The organism is Paraburkholderia antibiotica (genome assembly GCF_012927125.1).
Classification (GTDB): Bacteria; Pseudomonadota; Gammaproteobacteria; order Burkholderiales; family Burkholderiaceae; genus Paraburkholderia; species Paraburkholderia antibiotica.
Genome location: NZ_JABBFZ010000001.1, coordinates 533694 through 556771 on the forward strand (window position 1 = coordinate 533694; position 23078 = coordinate 556771).

The window sequence follows — 23078 nt, forward strand, 5'->3', positions numbered from 1 at the left end:
GGAGGCAGGGTTTGTTGTCCAGGATGCGTTTCGATCTCGACACGCTCAAACGGCTCGCGCAATTCGCCGCGCAACGCATCGGTGAGGACCGGATTCCGCAGGTGGCGGGCAGCCTGACGTTCACGACGATGCTCGCGCTGGTGCCGCTCGCCACGGTCGCGTTCGCGCTGTTCACCGCGTTTCCGATCTTCAGCTCGTTCCAGGCGTCGCTGCAGTTTTTTCTGGCCGATCACCTGATGCCCGCCCAGTTGAACGACCAGATCTTCAAGTATCTGAACCAGTTCGCGTCGAAGGCCAAGGGGCTGACCACGATCGGCATGATCATCCTCTTCGTCACCGCGGTGATGACGATGATGACCGTCGAATCCGCGTTCAACGTGATCTGGCGCGTGCGCAAGGCCCGCCCGGTCGCGCAGCGCATCCTCGTCTACTGGGCGATCATTACGCTCGGGCCGATCCTGATCGGTGTGAGCCTGTCGATCTCGTCGTATCTGTTCACGCAGTCGATGTCATTCAGCGCCGCGCAGCGCATCACGCCGCTGATCGAATGGGCGCTCGCCGGCGCGACGCTGCCGCTGACGGCGCTCGCGTTCACGATTCTTTACGTTTATCTGCCCAACTGCCGCGTCGAATGGCGCGACGCGGTGGTCGGCGGCGTGATTGCCGCGGTCGCGTTCGAATTCGCCAAGCGCGGCTTCGGCTATTACGTGCGCCGTATTCCGACCTATACGGCGGTGTACGGCGCGTTCGCCGCGGTGCCGCTGTTCCTGCTATGGATGTACCTATGCTGGTTCATCACGCTGACCGGTGCGATGATCGCGTCGGCGTTGCCGGCGATCCGCATCGGCCAGTTTCATCGGCCCGTGTTCGACGGCAGCAACCTGTTCGATTCGCTGGAGTTGCTCGCGCGGCTTTGCGAAGCGCGCGAGGCCGGCAAGCGCGGCTACACGATGCCGGAGCTCGCCCGCATGCTTCGCCGCGACAAGGATACGACGCTGATGCTGTTGCAGCGGCTCGAGGACGTGGAGTGGATCGCGCGGCTGGAGGAGGACCGTACCGGTCCGCATTTCGTGCTGATCGCGAATCCAGCACAGGTCACCGTTGAGCGGCTGTTCGATCTGTTCGTGATCGACCGCGCGGAGCTCACGTATCAGCTCGAACTCGATTCGACGCGGGTGGACAGCGGCATGCTGCTGGCGTCGCTCGATAACGACAAGCTGAAGGTGACGTTGGCCGCGCTGCTGGCCGCACGCGCAGCCGCCAGGGCGCAGCGGGACGGCGAGAGCGAACGGGCGGCGGCTTCGATGCCGCATCAGGCGGCTTGAGGTGGCATGAGGTGGCGGGTGAGGCCGCGTTTCGTGCGGTAGAGAAATGCGGCAAGTGCGGCGCTTGCGTGCGGAAAACTACAACGAAATCTTGCCCACGCAGATGTCCTTGAACATGACCCAGTCGCCCATCAGGCTGTAGAACGGATGACGGAAGGTGGCCGGCTTGTTCTTCTCGAAGAAGAAGTGGCCGACCCACGCGAAGCCGTAGCCGCAGATCACGGCTGCCGGCAGCCATAGCCAGTCGCCGGTGGCGAGCGCCATCGCGAGACAGCCGATCACGCCGAGCGAGCCGACGAAATGCAGCCGCCGCGACACGACGTTCCGATGCTCGCTCAGGTAATACGGATAAAACTCCGCGAAGCTCGCGAAGTGATCGGTATGCGCTGTATGAGCCATGATGGCCTCCGGATGTGGACGCATGCTGATGGATGCGGCTCGATTGCGTGCCTGTCTGCTTTCCTGTTGCTGCCCGTTGCCGCTTTGGCGCTGACTGTTTGCCGTTGCTGCGCACTCGTGTTGCCGTGGGTTGCCTGGCGGAGCGCGTGGTTGGATGCCGGCGGAAAAAGACAGGTTTCGGTCATTGTCCGGCGATCGCCATCCGAGTGCAACCTGGCCATTCGGCCGATGGCGCGGCGGATCCGGCACGAGTATCGTGGCCCTATGTCGTGACCGTACGCCGAACGCGCAGTGCGATGGGCGACCGTGTAGCGATCAGTCGATGACCGCTCGCCATGCTTCCGGCGATGAGCTCCATGGGCGAGCCGTCCGTCTACGCATCATCTATATAGCTACGCGCTCCGGCATGCCTTCACCCCGCATTCACCCAGCATTCCGCGGTGCTCGCGACGCGAAGCCGAACAGCGCATCGAGTGTCGCGTCGGGTTGTTCGGTCATCAGCGCGTGGCCCGCGTCGAGCGTGACCGTGTCGACCGCGACGCCAGCCTGCCCGAGCGCATCGGCAAGCGCTTGCGCGGCGCGTGGCGGCGTCATCGCATCGCGTCGGCCGACGATCAGCCGAGTCGCGCAGCGCACCTGAGCCGCGCGTGCAAGACCGTCCGCGTATTGATCGCACGCGGTGAAATCGGTGTGGAACAGGTGCGGCTCGCCGCTGGCCGCAACGTGTTCCATCAGCCGCTGGTTCATCCCGTGCAGCCAGAACCCGGGGCCGGGGCACGACGGCTTCGCGGCGAGCGTCGAATGCGACCACTGGTTGACCATGCCGATCGCGTCGGATTCGCGATTGAGCGCGGCGTCGAGCAGCGCGTCGGAGACGGTCATCGGCAGCGCGGTGGCGAGCAGCGCGAGATGCGTTGCGCGTTGCGGGTAGCGGCCGGCGAAGTCGAGCGCGATCAGCGAGCCCATGCTGTGGCCGGCTACGAACGCGCGCGCGACGCCTACCGCATCGAGCAGCGCGGCAAGCCAGTCGGCCAGGGCGGCAACGCTGGTCAGCGCGGGGCCGGCGCTGCGGCGGTGGCCGGGCAGGTCGACGGCGAGCACGCTGAAGCCGTGATGTGCGAAGTAGCGGCTTTGCAGCGCCCAGACGCTGTGATCGTGCTCGGCGCCATGCACGAACACGGCGGTCGGCAGGCTCGCGTCGAAGGATTTGCCGCCCGTGTACGCGTAGGCGGGCTTGCCTTGTACGGTGACGATCATGCGGACTCCGGGCGTGAGGGGGCGGAGCTGGAGTTCGCGGTAGAGGTGGCAGCGGTGCTTTGAGATACACCGTCGCCGCGCGGCGACGTAGTGTTTCCCGCTGCCGCTTGCGTAGTTTTCTGCGCGGCCTTCAGTGCGACTTTCAGCGCGCGCTTGAGATCGTCGATCAGATCGTCGGGATCCTCGAGGCCGATCGACAGGCGGATCGTGCCTTCCGCGATCCCGGCCGCGGCGAGTGCGGTGGCGTCCATGCGGAAGTGCGTGGTCGAGGCCGGGTGGATGACCAGCGAGCGCGCATCGCCGACGTTCGCGAGGTGCGAGAACAGCGTGAGCGCTTCGATGAAGCTGCGCCCGGCCGCGCGATCGCCGCGCAGATTGAAGCTGAACACCGCGCCGGCGCCGCGCGGCAGCAACCGCTTCGCGAGCGCGTGGTCGGGGTGCGTCGGCAGTTCGGGATAGGCGACCGTTTCGACCGCTGCGTGGCCGGCGAGAAACTCGACCACGCGCCGCGTATTCGCGACGTGCCGCTCCATGCGCAACGGCAGCGTCTCGATGCCTTGCAGCAGTTGCCACGCGGCCTGCGGATGCAGGCAGGCGCCGAAGTCGCGCAGACCTTCGCGGCGTGCGCGCAGCAAAAACGGCGCGACCGTGCTTTCTTCGGCGAACACCATGCCGTGAAAGCCGTCGTAAGGCTCGGTGAATTCGGGAAAGCGGCCGGATGCATCGAAGTCGAACGTGCCGCCGTCCACCAGCACGCCGCCGATCGTCGTGCCGTGGCCGCCGAGAAACTTGGTCGCCGAATGGTAGATGAAGTCGGCGCCATGCTCGAAGGGGCGCAGCAGGTAAGGCGTCGTGAAGGTGGAGTCGACCAGCAACGGGACGCGATGTTCGTGCGCGATCTGCGCGATCGCCGCGATGTCGAGCACGTCGAGGCCCGGGTTGCCGAGCGTTTCGCCGAACAGCAGGCGCGTGTTCGGGCGCAGCGCGGCGCGCCACGCATCGAGGTCGCCCGGCTTCACGAAGGTCGTCTCGATGCCGAAGCGCCGCAGCGTGTAGTGCAGCAGATTGTGAGAGCCGCCGTACAGTGCGCTCGACGCGACGATGTGCGAGCCCGCGCCCATCAGCGTCGCGATCGCAAGGTGTAGCGCGGCCTGGCCGCTCGCGGTGCCGATTGCGCCCGCGCCGTTCTCGAGCGCGGCGACGCGTTCCTCGAACACGGCGACGGTCGGATTCGAGATCCGCGAATAGACGTGGCCGGCGCGCTCCATGTTGAAGAGCGCCGCGGCGTGATCCGAATCGCGGAACGAGAACGAGGTGGTCTGATAGATCGGCGTGGCGCGCGCGCCGGTGGTGGGGTCGGGGGTTGCGCCGGCATGCAGCGCAAGCGTATCGAAACGGTTGGCGGACATCGTGGGCGGCGGGCCGCGAGCGGCCGCGCGAAAGGGTCGGGGTGGCGGCCATCCTATCATCGGCGCGCGCGGCTTCAAGCGCGGTTTTCCTCGGGTTTGTCCCGATAGGAAGGGGAGCGGATCGTCGTCCGTATGCCGGAATGCATACGCAAAGTCGTATCAGTTCGAGATTGCGCAAGCCCGCTGCGCGTTGCCAGGCGGCCCGCTTTCCTTTTATGGGCCTTTCCGCTAGGATCGAAAAACCATTTCATGCATTGCAGAATTAGCGGTATCAGGAGAGAGATCATGCGAGTCAGCGACATTCTTAAAGTCAAGGGCAACACCCTTTTTACGGTCACGCCGGATACCACGCTGCATGACGCCGTCAACGCCATGGCCGAGCACGATATCGGCTCGCTCGTCGTGATGGAGTACGGCGACCTCGTCGGCATGCTGACGTTTCGCGAAATCATTCTGACTTTGAGCAAGAACGGCGGCAGCGTCGGTACGTCGACGATCCGCAAGGTGATGGACGACCATCCGATCACCTGCACGCCGGAAACCGACGTCAACGAAGTGCGTCGCATGATGCTCGAACATCACGTGCGTTATCTGCCGGTCCTGGAAAGCCGCACGCTGATGGGCGTCATTTCGTTTTACGACGTCGCGAAGGCGGTGGTCGAGGAGCAGGGCTTCGAAAACCGTATGCTCAAAGCCTATATCCGCGACTGGCCGGAAGAACAGGAAGGGCAGCAGGAACAGCAGCCGGCGCGCTAATGCGCGTGGCTCGGACGTCGCGCCCGGGCAAAGGTCCGGAGCGCGCATCCGCAAATAAGGCGTGCGCGAAAGCGCGCGCTTTTTTTGTGTCTGGCTTCGGGCCCTGCTTCACGCCTGTTCCATCGTTTGCTTCGCCATCACCCTCGCGCGCCGTTCTCCTGATCTCATGAACGATCGTCCCCTGCCTGCCGCTCGCCGCGCCGCCCGCGCGCACGACGAACACCCGTCCCAGTTCCGGCTGCTAAGCCAGCGCCGCTTCGCGCCGTTTTTCTGGACGCAGTTTCTCGGCGCGATGAACGACAACGTGTTCAAGATCGGCTTCACGTCGCTTGTCACGTATCAGGCGGCGCGCTTTTCGGGCGTCGATCCGAAGACCGCGGCGTTCCTGATTTCGGCGATCTTCATCCTGCCGTTCGTGCTGCTGTCGGCGACCTCGGGGCAGATCGCTGACAAGTACGACAAGGCGCTGCTCACGCGGCTCGTGAAGACCTTCGAGATCGGCGTGATGCTGATCGGCGGCGCGGGGTTCTGGCTGCATAGCGCGCCGCTGCTGTATCTGTGCACGTTCCTGATGGGCGTGCATTCGACCGTGTTCGGACCGGTCAAGTATTCGTATCTGCCGCAGCATCTGTCGAAAGACGAACTGGTGGGCGGCAACGGCATGGTCGAGATGGGGACCTTCGTTGCGATTCTGATCGGCACGATCGTCGGTGGGGTAGGCGCGGGGTTCGTCGAGCACGGCGCGGTGGTGCTGGCGAGCGCGTGTATCGCGATCGCGCTGATCGGTCGTGCGGTGTCCGGCTTCGTGCCGCGCACGCCCGCGCCGCAGCCCGAGTTGCGCATCAACTGGAATCCGGTCAGCGAGACGTGGCGCAATCTGAAGCTCGCGCGCGAAAACCGCACCGTGTTTCTGAGCCTGCTCGGTATTTCGTGGCTGTGGTTCATCGGCGCGACGTTTCTCGCGTCGTTCTTCAATTTCGCGAAAGACGTCCTGTCGGCCGACCCCGACGTCGTGACCGTGCTGCTCGGCACGTTCTCGATCGGCATCGGCATCGGCTCGCTGCTGTGCGAAAAACTCTCGAAGCGGCGCATCGAAATCGGCCTCGTGCCGCTCGGCTCGATCGGCATGAGCGTGTTCGCAATCGACCTCTTTTTCGCGAGTCACGCGCTGCCGCCGGCCGGACATCTGCTGAGCGTCGGCGAATTTCTCGCGCGGCCCGCGCACTGGCGCGTGCTCGCCGATCTGTTCCTGCTCGCGATGTTCGGCGGCTTCTACAGCGTGCCGCTCTACGCGCTGATCCAGAGCCGCAGTCAGCCGAGTCATCGCGCGCGCATCATCGCCGCGAACAATATCCTGAACTCGCTGTTCATGATCGTCTCCGCGCTGATGGCGATGGGTCTGACCGCGGCGGGCTTCGGCATCCCCGCGATTTTTCTGACGACCGCGTTGCTGAACGTGGTGGTCGCGGCCTACATCTACTCGCTGGTGCCGGAGTTTATGCTGCGCTTCGTCGCGTGGCTGCTCGTGCATACGTTCTACCGGATCCGGCTGGTGCACGCGGAGCGGATTCCGGACGAGGGCGCGGCGGTGCTGGTGTGCAACCACGTGAGCTTCGTCGATGCGATCGTCATCATGGCCGAAAGTCCGCGGCCGATCCGCTTCGTGATGGATCATCAGATTTTCCGCACGCCGTTCGTCGGCTGGCTGTTCCGCCACGCGAAAGCGATTCCGATCGCGCCCGCGCATCAGGACGCGGCGCTGCTCGCGCGTGCCTACGATCTGTGCGCGCAGGCGCTCGCGGACGGCGAGCTCGTGTGCATCTTCCCCGAAGGCAAGCTGACGCGTACCGGCGAGATGAATCCGTTTCGCCACGGCGCGACCGAGATCATCACGCGTACGCCGGCGCCGGTGATTCCGATGGCGCTGCGCGGGCTGTGGGGCAGCGTGTTTTCCCGATCGGTCGACGCGCACTGGCCGCGGCCGATCCGCAAGGGCGTGATGAGCCGGCTGAGTCTCGCGGTCGGCGAGCCGCTCGAGCCGGCGCTCGCGACGCCGGAGACACTGCAGCAGCTCGTGACCGAACTGCGCGGCGCGCGCAAATAGAGGTTGCGCGGAGAGAGTGTGTGCCGAGGCGCGGCCGCCGTGCTGCCGTGTTCACCTGTTTTCGGCCACCCGAGGCCTGGCCGATCGGCTAGCGCTTTCACCGGGCCGGGCTTCGAGCCGAACGGGCTGGCATAATAGCGTTCTCCCCGCATTTCTTTGGACGACGCTCATGTCCGGCAACACGCTCGGTACGCTTTTCACTGTCACGACCTTCGGCGAATCGCACGGCCCCGCTATCGGCTGCGTGGTCGACGGCTGCCCGCCGGGCATGGAACTCAACGAAGCCGACATCCAGTTCGAACTCGATCGCCGCAAACCCGGCACGTCGCGTCACGTCACGCAGCGCCAGGAAGAGGACAAGGTCGAGATCCTGTCGGGCGTGTTCGAGGGCAAGACCACCGGCGCGCCGATCGCGCTACTGATCCGCAATACGGATCAGCGCAGCAAGGACTACGGCAACATCGCCGAGACCTTCCGCCCCGGCCACGCCGACTATACCTACTGGCAGAAATACGGCATTCGCGACTATCGCGGCGGCGGTCGCTCGTCGGCACGTCTGACCGCGCCGACGGTCGCGGCGGGCGCGGTTGCGAAGAAATGGCTGCGCGAGAAGTTCGGCACCGAAATTCGCGGCTACATGGCTGCGCTCGGCGAGATCGACGTGCCGTTCGTCGACTGGGCGCAGGTGCGCGAGAACCCGTTCTTCGTGCCGAACGCGGAAATCGTGCCGCAGCTCGAAGCGTATATGGACGCGCTGCGCAAGGACGGCGATTCGATCGGCGCGCGCATCAACGTGGTCGCTTCCGGCGTGCCGGTCGGCTTGGGCGAGCCGCTGTTCGACCGGCTCGACGCGGACATCGCGCACGCAATGATGGGCATCAACGCGGTGAAGGGCGTCGAGATCGGCGCGGGCTTCGCGAGCGTCGCGCAACGCGGCTCGGTGCATGGCGATGAATTGACGCCGGAAGGCTTCGTCGGCAATCACGCGGGCGGCGTGCTCGGCGGTATTTCGACCGGGCAGGACATCACGGTATCGATTGCAATCAAGCCGACTTCGAGCATCCGCACGCCGCGCCGTTCGATCGACAAGGCAGGGCAGCCGGCCGTCGTCGAAACCTTTGGACGGCACGACCCGTGCGTCGGCATTCGCGCGACGCCGATCGCCGAGTCGATGCTCGCGCTGGTGCTGATCGATCACGCGCTGCGCCATCGCGCGCAATGCGGCGATGTCGAGGTCAGCACGCCGAAGATCGCGGCGAGCGCGCCGTAACGCCAGGCGCGGTCATGTAATCGCACAGCGCCGCCTACCGCGGCGCTTGTAAAAAAATCGGGGCGCCAGGCTTTCGCCGGGCGCCCCGATTTTTTTGGGCAACTGCCTGCTTACATATTCGGATAGTTCGGACCGCCGCCGCCTTCCGGCGTCACCCACACGATATTCTGCGTCGGGTCCTTGATATCGCAGGTCTTGCAGTGCACGCAGTTCTGCGCGTTGATGACCAGACGCTCGTTGCCGTTGTCGTTCTTCATGAACTCATATACGCCGGCGGGGCAATAGCGCGACTCCGGTCCCGCGTAGGTCTGCCAGTTCACGTTCACCGGCACTGTCGGATCTTTCAGCGTCAGGTGCGCCGGCTGGTTCTCTTCGTGGTTGGTGTTCGAGATGAACACCGACGAAAGGCGGTCGAAAGTCAGCTTGCCGTCCGGCTTCGGATAGGTGATCGGCTTGCACTGCGACGCCGGCTTCAGCATCTCGTGATCCCAATGCTGATGATGCAGCGTCCACGGCACGTTGCCGCCCAGCAGCTTCTGCTCGATGCCGACCATCAGCGTGCCGAGGTACAGGCCCTTGCTCATCCACTGCTTGAAGTTACGCGCGCGATACAGCTCGGTGTACAGCCACGAGGTCTTGAAGGTTTCCGGGTAGGCGCTCAGCTCGTCCGCCTGGCGGCCGGCCTGCACCGCGTCGAACGCGGCGTCGGCGGCCAGCATGCCGGTCTTGATCGCCGCGTGCGAACCCTTGATGCGCGACGCGTTCAGGAAGCCCGCATCGTCGCCGACCAGTGCGCCGCCCGGGAACACCAGCTTCGGCAGCGACATCAGGCCGCCCGCGGTGATCGCCCGCGCGCCGTACGACACGCGCTTGCCGCCTTCGAGAATCGCGCGGATCGCCGGATGCGTCTTGTAGCGCTGGAATTCCTCGAACGGCGACAGATACGGATTCGAATAGCCAAGGCCGACCACGAAGCCGACCACGACCTGGTTGTTGTCCATGTGATAGAGGAACGAGCCGCCGTAGGTATCGTTCTCGAGCGGCCAGCCGGCCGTATGCATCACCAGACCCGGCTTGTGTTTGGCCGGATCGATTTCCCACAGTTCCTTGATACCGATGCCGTAGACCTGCGGATCGACGCCGTCGCGCAGCTTGAACTTGTCGTGCAGCTGACGGCCGAGGTGGCCGCGCGCGCCTTCGCAGAACAGCGTGTATTTCGCGTGCAGCTCCATGCCGAGCTGGAAGTTCTCGGTCGGCTCGCCGTCCTTGCCGATGCCGAGATTGCCGGTCGCGACGCCTTTGACCGAGCCGTCGTCGTTGTACAACACTTCGGCCGCCGGGAAGCCCGGGAAGATTTCCACGCCGAGCGCCTCGGCCTGCTGACCGAGCCAGCGCGTCACGTTCGCGAGGCTGATCACGTAGTTGCCGTGGTTCTTGAAGTTGTCCGGCAGCGCCCAGGTCGGCACGTTCTTCGCGCCCGTTTCGGTCAGGAACAGGAACTTGTCTTCGGTCACGTCGACGGTCAGCGGCGCGCCTTTTTCCTTCCAGTCGGGGATCAGTTCGGTGAGTGCGCGCGGGTCCATCACCGCCCCCGACAGAATATGCGCCCCAATCTCAGAGCCTTTTTCCAGCACGCATACGCCTAGCTCGATGCCCTTTTCGGCAGCGCGCTGCTTCAGGCGAATCGCCGCCGACAGGCCGGCTGGGCCGCCGCCGACGATCACGACGTCGTATTCCATCGACTCGCGTGGACCGTACTGCTCAATGAGACTTGCGGGGGTCATTGATGCTCCTCTTACCGTTAGAATGCTTTTTTCGGGTTCGTATTGTGGGCGATCGATTCCCGCACCGCAACCCGGTGGTTGCAGATTAGCACGATCGTTCTATTCTGCGATACGGTATCGACCCGCAGCGACGGTTCTACCGCACCTCCGTCAACCGCAGTTGTCACTACAACCGAACAAGGAACGACAATGGGCCGTTCGATCAATCTGGAAGGCAAGGTGGCGCTGATTACCGGCGCCTCGAGCGGGTTGGGCAAGCGCTTCGCGCAGGTGCTGTCGCAGGCGGGCGCGAAGGTCGTGCTGGCGAGCCGACGCACCGAGCGGCTCAAGGAATTGCGCGCCGAGATCGAGGCCTCGGGCGGCGCGGCGCACGTCGTGTCGCTCGACGTGACCGACTACCAGAGCATCAAGTCGGCGGTTGCGCATGCGGAAACCGAGGCCGGCACGATCGACATCCTCGTCAACAATTCGGGCGTATCGACCACGCAGAAGCTCTCCGAGGTTACGCCCGCGGACTTCGAATACGTGTTCGACACGAACACGCGCGGCGCGTTTTTCGTCGCGCAGGAAGTCGCCAAGCGCATGATCATGCGCGGCAACAATGCGCAGAAGCCGTCGTACCGGATCATCAACATCGCGTCGATGGCGGGCTTGCGGGTGTTGCCGCAGATCGGCCTGTATTCGATGAGCAAGGCCGCGGTCGTGCACATGACGAAGGCGATGGCGCTCGAGTGGGGCAAGCACGGCATCAACGTGAACGCGATCTGCCCGGGCTATATCGACACCGAAATCAATCACCACCACTGGTCGACCGAGCAGGGGCAGAAGCTCGTGTCGATGCTGCCGCGTCATCGCGTCGGCAAACCGGAAGACCTCGACGGGCTCCTGCTGCTGCTCGCGGCGGACGAATCGCAATTCATCAACGGCTCGGTGATTGCCGCCGACGACGGCTTCGGGCTCGCGTAAGCACGCCCGCCGCCCGAGGCCATTTTTTTCAACGTTTCGACGCTTCAGGGTTTCAGCGCTTTAAAAGCTTCAAAGCCACGTAGCAGAGGAAGAACGGAAGTACAGAATGAGCGATTTTCACGCAGTTTTCGAAATGACGATGCCGATCCGCTGGGGCGATATGGATGCGTTCGGCCACGTGAACAACACGGTTTATTTCCGCTACATGGAACAGGTGCGGATTTCGTGGTTCGAGCATATGGGCTTTATCGGCAGCACCGGGGACGGGCAGGGGCCGGTGATCGTCAATGCGTCGATGGAGTTTCTGAAGCAGTTGCACTATCCGGGCGACGTGATCGGGCGGATGTCGGTGGCGACGCCGGGGCGCAGCAGCTTCGATACCGCGTTCGAGCTCCTGCGCGCGGACGAGCCGGAGACGCTCTATGCACGCGGCGCCGCGCGTTGCGTGTGGATCGACTACGCGGCGGGCAAGTCGGTGCCGGTGCCGGACGTGCTGCGCGCGGCCATCGAGCGGGCGGCTCTCGTCAAGGCGGCCTGAGCGCTGCTTCGCGCGGCGCGGAACTACGTCGCCAAACTACGCGTTCCTGCGGAACCACGTGGCCCGGGCAGACCGGCCGGGCCTTCAATCCGCTTTCTTCAGCTTTCTTCAATTGCCGAGCAGCCGCTGCAACAGCTCGGTCGCATTCCCCGTATCGTATTTGCGCATGAGCCGCGCGCGGTAGACATCGACCGTGCGCGGGCTGATGTCGAGCACGCGGCCGATCTGTTTGCTGGTCTTGCCGGTCACCAGCTGCGCGGCGATTTCGCGCTCGCGCGGCGTCAGCTCGACCGCGACGCGCCGCGTCGCGCTCAGATCCTCGAAGGTCCAGACGCCCGCCGCGTGCGGGTCCGATCGTTGCTGCGCGCGTCCTGTCACGTGACACCAGAACAGCTCGCCATTGGCGCGCTTCATGATGCGGTCGTCCGCATAGCTGCCGTGCGCGGTCATGATCGGCGGAATGCGCGCGCCGATGCGCTCGAACTCGTCTGCGGACGGATACAGCACCTGGAACGACTGGCCGAGCAGCGCATCGCGTGGGTAGCCGAAAATCGCCGCGAGCTGGTCGTTGCAGTCTTCGATGATCCGTTCGCGCGACAGCACGAGTCCGATCGGGGCGAGGTGGAACGCGGTGCGGTAATCCAGGGCGGGCATGGGCGGGAGGCAAGTACTTATGTATTTTTGCGTATTGTGCCGTATGGCGCGCCCAGCGTACTCTTTCGGCCTGATGACAACGCGGCGCAAGGTGCTGCGATGGGTGTCGGCAGAACCTGTCGGGACTCAACGCGCGCGCTGCCGCAGATGACTAGAATGACGTAGCGGCATCGCCTCGCGGCGGGAAGTTCGCCACGCGCCATGCCAGCCGCAATGATCCGGCGGCCGGCGTACCGGTTTCGGGTTTCCATAGAGGAAGGGACATACTGATGAACAAGGTCTATCCAGGCGCCGCCGAGGCGCTGAAAGACATCGTCAAGGACGGCCAGACGTTTGCCGTCGGCGGCTTCGGGCTGTGCGGCATTCCCGAGGCGCTGATCGCGGCGCTGCGCGATACCAAGGTGCAGAACATCACCTGCATCAGCAATAACGCGGGCGTCGACGGCTTCGGCCTCGGCCTGCTGCTCGAAACGCGTCAGATCAAGAAGATGATCTCGTCGTACGTCGGCGAGAACAAGGAGTTCGAACGCCAGTACCTGGCCGGCGAACTCGAGCTCGAATTCACGCCGCAAGGCACGCTCGCCGAGAAGCTGCGCGCGGGCGGTTCGGGCATCCCGGCGTTCTTCACGAACACCGGCTACGGCACGCTGATCGCCGAGGGCAAGGAAACCCGCCAGTTCGGCGAGAACCACTACGTGCTCGAGCATTCGCTGACCGCCGACGTCGCGCTCGTCAAGGCATGGAAGGCCGACAAGGCCGGCAACCTGATCTATCGCCGCACCGCGCGCAACTTCAACCCGATGTGCGCGATGGCTGGCCGCATTACCGTCGCGGAAGTCGAAGAGATCGTCGAAGTGGGCGAGCTCGATCCGGACGCGATCCATACGCCTGGCATTTTCGTGCAGCGCATCGTGCTGAATGCGAATCCGGAAAAACGCATCGAACAACGCATCGTCCGCGCGAAAGGAGACTGATCATGGCATGGACTCGTGACGAAATGGCCGCGCGCGCGGCGAAGGAACTGCAGGACGGCTTTTACGTGAACCTCGGCATCGGCTTGCCGACGCTGGTGGCCAACCACGTGCCGGCGGGCGTCGAAGTGTGGCTGCAGTCGGAGAACGGCCTGCTCGGCATCGGCCCGTCGCCGACCGAAGACGAAGTCGACGCCGACCTGATCAACGCCGGCAAGCAGACCGTGACGACGCTGCCGGGTTCGTCGATTTTCTCGTCGGCGGACTCGTTCGCGATGATTCGCGGCGGCCACATCAATCTGGCGATTCTCGGCGCGATGCAGATCAGCAAGAAGGGCGATCTGGCCAACTGGATGATCCCGGGCAAGATGATCAAGGGCATGGGCGGCGCGATGGATCTGGTCGCGGGCGTCAAGCGCGTGGTCGTGCTGATGGAGCACGTTGCGAAGGGCGACCAGCACAAGATCCTCGAGGAATGCACGCTGCCGCTGACGGGCGTGGGTGTGGTCGATCAGATCATCACGGATCTCGGCGTGATCGACGTGACCGATGCGGGCCTGAAGGTGACGGAACTGGCGCCGGGCGTCAGCGTCGACGAAATCAAGGCGAAGACCGGCGCGCCGCTCGACGTGAGCGCGGTGAGCTGAAGTGTAGTGATGGAGCCGCTGCCCTGTGCTGTGTGACGGGGTTGCGGTTCGATGTTCGATGTTCGATGTGATTACGGACGGGCGAGACGTGAGTCTCGCCCGTTCTTTTTTATGCGTCGGTTTAGCGCGTGTTTGCACGACGGTTGGCGCGGGGCTTCCTATGCCTTCTGGCCGATCCTTGTCGCGCGGCGAAGCGGTTTACAATCGTTCGCAGATCGCGTGTGGGGCGATGGTTGTGTTTGTCTGTCTGCCTCACCGCGTATTAACAGGCAACAAGCCCAATCCGCAGCGCTTTTGCAAGGACCCCAGATGACCGTAACGACTTCCGCTTCCGTCGCCGGACGGCCCGAGCCGCGTCAACGCTACGTGCAGTGCGCGAGCGGCGCCGGCCTGCACCGCGTCGCCTACACCGAATGGGGCGACCCGGAGAATCCGCGTGTGCTGCTGTGCGTGCATGGCCTGACGCGTTCGGGTCGCGACTTCGACCGCCTCGCCGCCGAGTTCGCCGATACCTACCGCGTGGTGTGTCCGGATGTGGTCGGCCGGGGCTTGTCATCGTGGCTCGCGAACCCCAACTTCTACGTCGTGCCGCAATACGTCGCCGACATGGTCACGCTGATCGCGCGCCTCGACGTCGAGACGGTCGACTGGTTCGGCACCTCGATGGGCGGCCTGATCGGCATGGCGCTCGCCGGTTTGCCGCAAACGCCGATCCGCAAGCTGCTGCTCAACGACGTCGGACCTCATCTGGAGCCGGTCGCGGTGAAGCGCATCGGCGATTACCTCGGCAAGCCCGCGCGCTTCGACACGCTGCAGCAGGGCGTCGACTACGCCGCGCAACTGGCGCAAAGTTTCGGCCCATTGACGCCGGACGAATGGCGCGAAATCAATACGCCGCTGTTGCGCGAAGAGGCGGGCAGTTGGGTGCTGCGCTACGATCCGCGCATCGCGCAGCCGTTTGGCGCGGTGACCGAAGAAGCCGCGAAGCTTGGCGAGGCGGCGCTGTGGCATTCGCTCGCATCGTTCCAGGGGCCGGTGCTGGTGGTGCGCGGCGAGCAGTCGGATCTGCTGTCGCGCGACACGGTCGCGAAGATGGTGGCGACGGGGCCGCGGGTGTCGAGCGCGGAAATCGCCGGCGTCGGCCATGCGCCGGCGTTTCTGGCGGCCGATCAGATCGCGCTCGCGAGACAGTTCTTTGTCGGCCCGGCCGCGAACGGGTGATAATGTTAAGTTCCGTATGACATTGCCGGGCGGCAGCGTCATGCGGAATGTCTTTCGATTAACCAACCAGCTCAGGATTTTTCATGGCAGTCATTCGTCATCACGTCGGCAAGCGTCTTTCGGAAATCGCCGTGCACAACGGCACCGTCTACCTCGCGGGGCAGATCGCCGAGGACGACGCGCAGGACATCACCGGCCAGACGCGTGAAGTGCTCGGCCACATCGACCGTCTGCTGGGCGAAGTGAACAGCGACAAGTCGCTTCTGCTGTCGGTGCAGATCTACATCTCGGACATGGTGCATTTCGCTGGCATGAACGCGGTGTGGGACGAGTGGGTGGCGCAAGGCAATACGCCGCCGCGAGCGACCGTCGAAGCGAAGCTCGCGAATCCGAAGTGCCTCGTCGAAATCGTCGTGGTCGCCGCACAGCGCGACTGAGCATCCCGCAGTTGTGCAGCATCGCGCCGCACCGTTTGTTGAAATCCCGTTGATTCGTCTGGCCCGGCGGGCCGTCGCACCATGAATACCGAAACCGTTACGAACGCGCCTCATCCCCATCCTTCCTTCGACGAAGCGATGGCGTTCGTGCGCGAGCATGCGGGCGAGGTGCGGCTGTCGTCGGGTGAGCTGCTCGCGGATCACGCGGCGGGCACCGCGTCGATCATGCGCAAGCTCAACGTCGATCCGCCGGCGGTGCTGGCCGCGGCGCTGTTCGCGCTGACGCCGCATCTGCGCGATCCGGAGCGCGTGATCGCCGACAACTTCGGCGAAGAGGTCGCGCAACTGGTCGGCGACGTACGCAAGCTGCTGCGTCTCGGCACGGTCAGTCTGCGTGCCGCGCAGAACGCGATGCCCGAAGCCGGGCGCGATGCGCAGGCCGCGCGCCGCGCGCAGGTCGAGGCGCTGCGCAAGATGCTGCTCGCGTTCGCGCAGGACATTCGCGTGGTGCTGATCCGGCTCGCGTCGCGGCTGCAGTCGATGCGCTATTACGCGGCGGCGAAGATCACGCCGTCGCCAGACGTTGCGCGCGAAACGCTCGATATCTACGCGCCGCTCGCGAACCGTCTGGGCATCTGGCAACTGAAGTGGGAGCTCGAGGACCTCGCGTTCCGCTTCGAGGAACCGGTCACCTACAAGCGCATTGCGAAGCTGCTCGACGAGAAACGCGTCGAGCGCGAGAGCTATGTCGCGCAGGCGATCGAACGTCTGCAGCAGGAACTGGCCGCCGCGCATATCCGCGCGGAAGTGAGCGGCCGGCCGAAGCATATCTATAGCATCTGGCGCAAGATGCGCGGCAAGGAGCTCGACTTCGCCGAGCTCTACGACGTGCGCGCATTCCGCGTGATCGTGCCGGACATCAAGGACTGCTACACCGTGCTCGGCATCGTGCACAACCTGTGGCAGCCGGTGCCGAAAGAGTTCGACGACTACATCTCGCGGCCGAAGCCGAACGGCTATAAGTCGCTGCATACGGTCGTGATCGGCGACGACGACCGCGCGTTCGAAGTGCAGATCCGCACGCAGGAAATGCATCGCTTCGCCGAATACGGCGTGGCCGCGCACTGGCGCTACAAGGAAGCGGGCGCGCGCGGCTATGGCGGCACGTTCACCGCGAGCGAGAAGTACGACGAGAAGATCGCGTGGTTGCGCCAGTTGCTGGCGTGGAAGGACGAAGTGTCCGAGGGCGAGCACGGCGAAGCGCGCGCGGCGCAGCCGTGGGAGCAACTGCGCCAGGCCACGCTCGACGACGATCACATCTACGTGCTGACGCCGCAGGCACGCGTGATTCCGTTGCCGCACGGCGCGACGCCGATCGACTTCGCATATCACCTGCATAGCGAGCTGGGGCATCGCTGCCGCGGCGCGCGCGTCGATGGCGCGATGGTGCCGCTCAACACACCGCTGCAGAACGGCCAGACGGTCGAGATCGTCGCGGTGAAGGAGGGCGGTCCGTCGCGCGACTGGCTCAATCCGCAACTGGGTTATCTGCAGAGTTCGCGCGCGCGGCAGAAGGTGCGTGCGTGGTTCAACGCGGTCGAGTTGCAGGAGCACATCGCCAACGGCCGGGCGATGGTCGAAAAGACCTTGCAGCGCGAAGGCAAGACCTCGGTCAATCTCGATCAGTTGGCCACGCGGCTCGGCTTCAAGACGACCGACGATCTCTTTTCCTCGGTCGGCAAGGAAGAATTCAGCTTGCGGCTCGTCGAGCAGGCGTTGCACGATGCGCCGCCGCCCGAGCCCGAGGTCGACACGCCGGAGCGGTTCGAGAAGCGCAGCAGCGGCGCGAGCGTCGCGCGCGGCGCGTCGACGGGCGTGCTGGTGGTGGGCGTCGATGCGTTGCTCACGCAACTGGCGCGTTGCTGCCGGCCCGCGCCACCCGACGACATCTGCGGTTTCGTGACGCGTGGCAAGGGCATGTCGGTGCATCGCAGCGATTGCGCGACGTTCCAGCGGATGGCCGAGCGCGCGCCGGAACGCGTGCTGCAGACCGCGTGGTCGGCGGACGTGATGAGTGGGCGTGGCCAGTCGGTCTATCCGGTCGACCTCAGTATCGAGGCGACCGACCGCCAGGGCTTGTTGCGCGATATCTCCGAAGTGTTCGCGCGAGAAAAGATGAACGTGATCGGCGTGAAGACGCAGTCGCGCCGTAACGCCGCGTTCATGCAATTTACCGTCGAGGTGTCGAGTTCCGCGCAGATTCAGCGTGCGTGCACGCTGCTCGGCGAGATCACGGGGGTGGTGCGGGCGATGCGCAAGAACTGATGTGCTGGGGGTCTCAGCGGTCTGGAGCCGCTGGTGCGCGAGTACTATCGCGCGGATTTAAAGTCTCTGCATAAAAGTACTTGCCAAGCTTCGCTAGACCCCATATACTCTCGTTTCTTCAGGCTCGTAGCTCAGCTGGTTAGAGCACCACCTTGACATGGTGGGGGTCGTTGGTTCGAGTCCAATCGAGCCTACCAACGAAAGAGAAATTCCGGTGTTGCCGGGGTTTCGCAAACTGCAGTAAGCCCTACGGGCACAAAAAGGCGAATACGGTATGGCACCGCGAACGTTGACCGAAACTACTTCGGAGCGACGCTAGTCGAGGACCAATTTCGCCAATGTAGTTTGCAAAAAATGTGAATGCGGCCCCTCGAAAGCGGGGCCGCATTTTTTTTGGCTTTTTTGACCTGGTTGTATGTGTGCCGCCGCCGGTCGGCACCTCGGAGAACGCAATGGTTTCGATACGTCTGCCTGATGGTTCTGTTCGACAGTACGAGCATCCGGTGACCGTCGCCGAAGTGGCCGCATCGATCGGCCCCGGCCTCGCGAAAGCCGCGCTCGGCGGCAAGATCGATGGTGAGCTGGTCGATACGTCCGCGCTGATCGATCACGACGTGGCGCTTGCCATCGTCACGGAGAAGGACGCGGACGGTCTCGATATCATCCGTCACTCCACCGCCCACCTGCTTGCGTACGCGGTGAAGGATCTGTATCCGGAAGCGCAAGTCACGATCGGTCCGGTCATCGACAACGGCTTCTATTACGACTTCTCGTACAACCGTCCCTTCACGCCGGAAGATCTGGAAAAGATCGAAAAGCGCATGCAGGAACTGGCGAAGAAGGACGAGCCGGTGTCGCGTCGCGTGGTGTCGCGCGACGAAGCGGTCGAGTACTTCAAGAGCATCGGCGAGAAGTACAAGGCCGAGATCATCGAATCCATTCCGTCCAGCGACGAAATCAAGCTGTACTCGCATGGCGGCTTCACGGATCTGTGCCGCGGCCCGCACGTGCCGTCCACCGGCAAGCTGAAGGTCTTCAAACTGATGAAGGTCGCGGGCGCGTACTGGCGCGGCGACTCGAAGAACGAGCAGCTGCAGCGCATCTACGGCACGGCCTGGACGAAGAAGGAAGACCAGGACCAGTATCTGCACATGCTCGAAGAGGCCGAGAAGCGCGATCACCGCAAGCTCGGCAAGCAGCTCGATCTGTTCCACATGCAGGACGAGTCGCCGGGCATGGTGTTCTGGCATCCGCGTGGCTGGACGCTGTGGCAGCAGGTCGAGCAGTACATGCGCCGTCGCGTGAACGAAGCCGGCTACCTCGAAATCAAGACGCCGATGATCATGGACCGCTCGCTGTGGGAAGCGTCGGGCCACTGGCAGAACTATCGTGAAAACATGTTCACGACGGAGTCGGAAAAGCGCGACTACGCGATCAAGCCGATGAACTGCCCGGGTCACGTGCAGGTGTTCAACCACGGTCTGCGTTCGTATCGCGATCTGCCGCTGCGTTACGCGGAGTTCGGTTCGTGCCATCGCAACGAGTCGTCGGGTGCGTTGCATGGTCTGATGCGCGTGCGCGGTTTCGTGCAGGACGACGCGCATATTTTCTGTACCGAAGACCAGTTCATCAGCGAATCGATCGCGTTCAACACGCTGGCGATGAGCGTCTACCGCGACTTCGGCTTCGACAACGTCGAGATCAAGCTGTCGCTGCGCCCGGACGCGCGCGCCGGCACGGACGAGACGTGGGATCGCGCGGAGCAGGGTCTGCGCGAAGCGCTGACGGCCTGCGGTGTCACGTGGGAAGAGCTGCCGGGCGAGGGCGCGTTCTACGGTCCGAAGGTCGAATATCACATCAAGGACGCGCTGGGCCGTTCGTGGCAGTGCGGCACGCTGCAGCTCGACATGGTGCTGCCGGAGCGTCTTGGCGCCGAATACGTTGCCGAAGACAACAGCCGTCGACGGCCGATCATGCTGCACCGGGCGATCGTCGGGTCGATGGAGCGCTTCCTCGGCATTCTGATCGAGCACCACGCTGGTGCAATGCCCGTATGGCTCGCGCCGATGCAGGTTGTCGTGATGAATATCGCGGAAAGTCAGGCCGAATATGCTCAGGCCCTAGCCCAATCGTTGCAAAAACAAGGGCTTAGAGTTGAGGCGGATTTGCGCAACGAGAAGATTAGCTATAAAATACGCGAGCACACGCTGGAAAAGGTCCCGTACCTGCTGGTGGTCGGCGACAAGGAGCGTGAAGCACAAACGGTAGCCGTGCGTGCCCGTGGCGGTGTCGATCTGGGTGTGATGCCCGCCGACGCCTTCATTGAGCGTCTGCGCCAGGACGTGCAGTCGTTCAATTGAGCCACCTGGCAGCCCGGCTCGTTTTTTTTAATTTTTAGAGGAAACGTAACATCGCTACTGATAAGTCTGCGCACCGCATCAACGGTGAAATTACAGCACCCGAGGTGCGACTGGTCGGCGTCGAGAACGAACCGCTCGGCATCGTGAAACTTGCTGATGCGTTCCGTATGTCGGAACAGCAGGACGTGGATCTGGTCGAAATCGCTCCGCAGGCGGTTCCGCCGGTTTGCCGCTTGATGGACTACGGCAAGTTCAAGTACCAGGAAGCGAAGAAGCAGCACGAGGCCAAGCTCAAGCAGAAGGTCATCCAGGTCAAGGAAGTCAAATTCCGCCCCGGTACCGACGACGGTGATTACAACGTCAAGCTGCGCAACCTCATCCGCTTCCTCGAAGACGGCGACAAGACGAAAATCACGTTGCGTTTCCGTGGCCGCGAAATGGCTCACCAGGAAATCGGCATGCGCATGCTCGAACGCCTGCGCACCGACCTCGACGAAGTCGGTCAGGTCGAGCAGATGCCGAAGATGGAAGGGCGCCAGATGATCATGGTACTCGCTCCGAAGAAAAAGAAGTAAGCGCGAGGCAGTTGACCGGAGCGACAGCGCGTCATGTGGCGCGCGCTCCGGTGGCGCAGGTTTGTTTGATACTGTGCCGGGTGTCCGGCGTGGTGTCGGAAGGTTTCGGAACGGCGCGCATGCAAGTGTGCGGCGGGTCTCGAAAGCGGCCGCTGGTGGTATCGGCGGTCTGCATACCAAGTGGAATGGGTTTCGAAGGGCGGGAAATGGCCAACTGGCCGACCGCACACCCATGTCCATCTAATAATGGAGTTGTCATGCCGAAGATGAAGACCAAGAAGAGCGCTGCAAAGCGCTTCGTGGTGCGTCCGGGCGGTACCGTCAAGCGCGGTCAGGCCTTCAAGCGCCACATTCTTACCAAGAAGACCACCAAGAACAAACGCCATCTGCGCGGCTCGACGGCAGTTCATGATTCCGATCTGAACTCCGTACGCGCAATGCTGCCGTTCGCTTAACCCTTAACCGACACTCATAGGAGCAAGACATGCCTCGAGTAAAACGTGGGGTTACCGCACGGGCCCGTCACAAGAAGATCATCAAGCTGGCCAAGGGTTACCGCGGCCGTCGCAATAACGTCTATCGCATCGCCAAGCAGGCGGTCATGCGCGCAGGCCAGTACGCCTACCGCGATCGCCGCAACAAGAAGCGTGTGTTCCGCGCACTGTGGATCACGCGTATCAACGCGGCGGTGCGTCAGCACGACATGACGTACAGCGTGTTCATCAACGGCCTGAAGAAGGCGTCGATCGAACTGGACCGCAAGGTGCTGGCCGACATGGCTGTGTTCGACAAGGCTGCTTTTGCTGCGATCGTTCAGCAGGTGAAAGCCGCCGTTGCAGCCTGATTGCGCTTCTGGCAATTAAAACTGCGTGGTTCGTTGCAGCGAACATCCGGTAGTCTCGGTGACGCTGCAACAAAAACGGGGCTCCTCACCGAGCCCCGTTTTTGTTGGTAGAACCAGTTTTGTTTCGATAGAACACTGACGTTGAAATGATGGGATCAATGGATCTGGACCAGATTGTCGCCGACGCGCAAAAAGCCTTCGCAGAAGCCTCCGACGTCACCACCCTCGAGAACGAGAAGGCGCGCTTTCTCGGTAAATCGGGTGCGCTGACAGAACTGTTGAAGGGCCTTGGCAAACTCGATCCCGACACGCGCAAGACCGAAGGCGCACGGATCAACCTCGTCAAGCAGCAGGTCGAAGCCGCGTTGACGGCCCGCCGTCAGGCGCTCGCCGATGCGCTCCTGAACCAGCGGCTCGCGGCCGAGTCGATCGACGTCACGCTGCCGGGTCGCGGCGCCGGCACCGGCAGCCTGCATCCGGTGATGCGCACGTGGGAGCGCGTCGAACAGATTTTCCGTACGATCGGATTCGACGTGGCCGACGGCCCCGAGATCGAAACCGACTGGTACAACTTCACCTCGCTGAACAGCCCGGAGAACCATCCGGCGCGTTCGATGCAGGACACTTTCTACGTCGACGGCAAGGATGCCGACGGCCGCCCGCTGCTGCTGCGCACGCATACGAGCCCGATGCAGGTGCGTTATGCGCGCACCAACACGCCGCCGATCAAGGTGATCGTGCCGGGCCGCACGTATCGTGTGGACAGCGACGCGACGCATTCGCCGATGTTCAACCAGGTCGAAGGCCTGTGGATCGCCGAAAACATCAGCTTCGCGGACCTGAAGGGTGTCTACACCGACTTCCTGAAGAAATTCTTCGAACGCGACGACATCCTCGTGCGCTTCCGTCCGTCGTATTTCCCGTTCACCGAACCGTCGGCCGAGATCGACATGCAGTTCGAAACGGGCAAGAACGCGGGCAAGTGGCTCGAGATTTCGGGCTCCGGCCAGGTTCACCCCACCGTGATCCGCAACATGGGTCTCGACCCGGAGCGCTACATCGGCTTTGCTTTCGGCAGTGGCCTCGAGCGCCTCACGATGCTGCGTTACGGCGTGCAGGATTTGCGCCTGTTCTTCGAAAACGACCTGCGTTTCCTGCGTCAATTCGCGTGAACCGGCGCGCGCGAGCGCGACAAAGCATAGAACGCGGCAGCGCACCCGGTGCGTGCCGCGAGCG

The 23078-nt window shown here is 63.6% G+C and carries 21 protein-coding genes and 1 tRNA gene; 17 read left to right on the forward strand and 5 right to left on the reverse strand.

Annotation, left to right across the window (positions count from 1 at the left end):
- Window positions 1-11 precede the first annotated feature (11 nt).
- Entirely contained in the window at window positions 12-1325 is a 1314-nt protein-coding gene (locus tag HHL14_RS02420) for a YihY family inner membrane protein (RefSeq protein WP_230412888.1), read from the forward strand.
- Between the two features lie 78 nt (window positions 1326-1403).
- On the opposite strand, the gene HHL14_RS02425 is transcribed toward HHL14_RS02420, so the two are convergent.
- The 3 genes from HHL14_RS02425 to HHL14_RS02435 form a co-directional block, all read right to left on the reverse strand.
- The gene (locus HHL14_RS02425; RefSeq protein ID WP_169495973.1) at window positions 1404-1724 is read right to left on the reverse strand and encodes an Mpo1-like protein; all 321 of its coding nucleotides are present in this window, start codon (window positions 1722-1724) and stop codon (window positions 1404-1406) included.
- Window positions 1725-2147: 423 nt separating this feature from the next.
- Window positions 2148-2981, reverse strand: coding sequence for an alpha/beta fold hydrolase (locus HHL14_RS02430; protein ID WP_169495974.1), 834 nt, complete (start codon window positions 2979-2981; stop codon window positions 2148-2150).
- Window positions 2978-4390 (reverse strand): O-acetylhomoserine aminocarboxypropyltransferase, encoded by a 1413-nt coding sequence (locus HHL14_RS02435; protein WP_169495975.1) that lies wholly within the window; start codon window positions 4388-4390, stop codon window positions 2978-2980. Before HHL14_RS02435 ends, HHL14_RS02430 begins: the two co-directional genes overlap by 4 nt.
- Window positions 4391-4675: 285 nt before the next feature.
- On the opposite strand from HHL14_RS02435, the gene HHL14_RS02440 reads away from it, so the two are divergent.
- The 3 genes from HHL14_RS02440 (at window position 4676) to aroC (ending at window position 8520) form a co-directional block, all read left to right on the forward strand.
- A complete protein-coding gene (locus tag HHL14_RS02440; protein WP_169495976.1) occupies window positions 4676-5146 on the forward strand; it encodes a CBS domain-containing protein in 471 nt (156 codons plus the stop codon).
- Window positions 5147-5312: 166 nt separating this feature from the next.
- The gene (locus HHL14_RS02445; protein WP_169495977.1) at window positions 5313-7250 is read left to right on the forward strand and encodes an MFS transporter; all 1938 of its coding nucleotides are present in this window, start codon (window positions 5313-5315) and stop codon (window positions 7248-7250) included.
- Between the two features lie 169 nt (window positions 7251-7419).
- Window positions 7420-8520: a chorismate synthase gene (gene aroC / locus HHL14_RS02450; protein ID WP_169495978.1), complete on the forward strand. Its 1101-nt coding sequence runs from the start codon at window positions 7420-7422 to the stop codon at window positions 8518-8520.
- Window positions 8521-8630: 110 nt separating this feature from the next.
- Here aroC and HHL14_RS02455 read toward each other — a convergent pair whose 3' ends face one another.
- Window positions 8631-10304, reverse strand: coding sequence for an electron transfer flavoprotein-ubiquinone oxidoreductase (locus HHL14_RS02455; protein WP_169495979.1), 1674 nt, complete (start codon window positions 10302-10304; stop codon window positions 8631-8633).
- A gap of 189 nt (window positions 10305-10493) precedes the next feature.
- Between HHL14_RS02455 and HHL14_RS02460 the strand changes: the two genes are divergently transcribed.
- Window positions 10494-11270: an SDR family oxidoreductase gene (locus HHL14_RS02460; RefSeq protein WP_006052429.1), complete on the forward strand. Its 777-nt coding sequence runs from the start codon at window positions 10494-10496 to the stop codon at window positions 11268-11270.
- Window positions 11271-11376: 106 nt separating this feature from the next.
- Window positions 11377-11808 carry an acyl-CoA thioesterase gene (locus HHL14_RS02465; RefSeq protein WP_169495980.1) on the forward strand — a complete coding sequence of 144 codons (432 nt, stop codon included), beginning with the start codon at window positions 11377-11379 and terminating at the stop codon, window positions 11806-11808.
- Window positions 11809-11916: 108 nt separating this feature from the next.
- On the opposite strand, the gene HHL14_RS02470 is transcribed toward HHL14_RS02465, so the two are convergent.
- Entirely contained in the window at window positions 11917-12462 is a 546-nt protein-coding gene (locus tag HHL14_RS02470; RefSeq protein WP_169495981.1) for a LuxR C-terminal-related transcriptional regulator, read from the reverse strand.
- Between the two features lie 269 nt (window positions 12463-12731).
- Here HHL14_RS02470 and HHL14_RS02475 point away from each other — a divergent pair, with 269 nt between their 5' ends.
- The 11 genes from HHL14_RS02475 to pheS all read left to right on the forward strand — a co-directional run bounded on the left by HHL14_RS02475 (window position 12732) and on the right by pheS (window position 23014).
- Window positions 12732-13436, forward strand: a complete 705-nt coding sequence (locus HHL14_RS02475; protein ID WP_169495982.1) for a CoA transferase subunit A — start codon at window positions 12732-12734, stop codon at window positions 13434-13436.
- A 2-nt stretch (window positions 13437-13438) separates the two neighbouring features.
- On the forward strand, window positions 13439-14080 hold the full coding sequence (locus HHL14_RS02480) for a CoA transferase subunit B (protein WP_169495983.1): 642 nt from the start codon (window positions 13439-13441) through the stop codon (window positions 14078-14080).
- Between the two features lie 309 nt (window positions 14081-14389).
- Window positions 14390-15301 (forward strand): alpha/beta fold hydrolase, encoded by a 912-nt coding sequence (locus HHL14_RS02485; RefSeq protein ID WP_169495984.1) that lies wholly within the window; start codon window positions 14390-14392, stop codon window positions 15299-15301.
- A gap of 83 nt (window positions 15302-15384) precedes the next feature.
- Window positions 15385-15738 (forward strand): RidA family protein, encoded by a 354-nt coding sequence (locus HHL14_RS02490; RefSeq protein WP_169495985.1) that lies wholly within the window; start codon window positions 15385-15387, stop codon window positions 15736-15738.
- Between the two features lie 81 nt (window positions 15739-15819).
- Window positions 15820-18063, forward strand: a complete 2244-nt coding sequence (locus tag HHL14_RS02495; protein WP_169495986.1) for a RelA/SpoT family protein — start codon at window positions 15820-15822, stop codon at window positions 18061-18063.
- Window positions 18064-18183: 120 nt separating this feature from the next.
- Window positions 18184-18260 (forward strand) — tRNA-Val (locus HHL14_RS02500).
- 255 nt (window positions 18261-18515) lie between these two features.
- A complete protein-coding gene (thrS, locus tag HHL14_RS02505; protein WP_169495987.1) occupies window positions 18516-20423 on the forward strand; it encodes a threonine--tRNA ligase in 1908 nt (635 codons plus the stop codon).
- A 50-nt stretch (window positions 20424-20473) separates the two neighbouring features.
- On the forward strand, window positions 20474-20998 hold the full coding sequence (gene infC, locus HHL14_RS02510) for a translation initiation factor IF-3 (RefSeq protein ID WP_073430551.1): 525 nt from the start codon (window positions 20474-20476) through the stop codon (window positions 20996-20998).
- Window positions 20999-21255: 257 nt separating this feature from the next.
- A complete protein-coding gene (gene rpmI / locus HHL14_RS02515) occupies window positions 21256-21453 on the forward strand; it encodes a 50S ribosomal protein L35 (RefSeq protein ID WP_006052501.1) in 198 nt (65 codons plus the stop codon).
- Between the two features lie 29 nt (window positions 21454-21482).
- Entirely contained in the window at window positions 21483-21842 is a 360-nt protein-coding gene (rplT, locus tag HHL14_RS02520; RefSeq protein WP_006052502.1) for a 50S ribosomal protein L20, read from the forward strand.
- A gap of 158 nt (window positions 21843-22000) precedes the next feature.
- Window positions 22001-23014, forward strand: a complete 1014-nt coding sequence (pheS, locus tag HHL14_RS02525) for a phenylalanine--tRNA ligase subunit alpha (protein ID WP_169495988.1) — start codon at window positions 22001-22003, stop codon at window positions 23012-23014.
- Window positions 23015-23078: the final 64 nt, after the last annotated feature.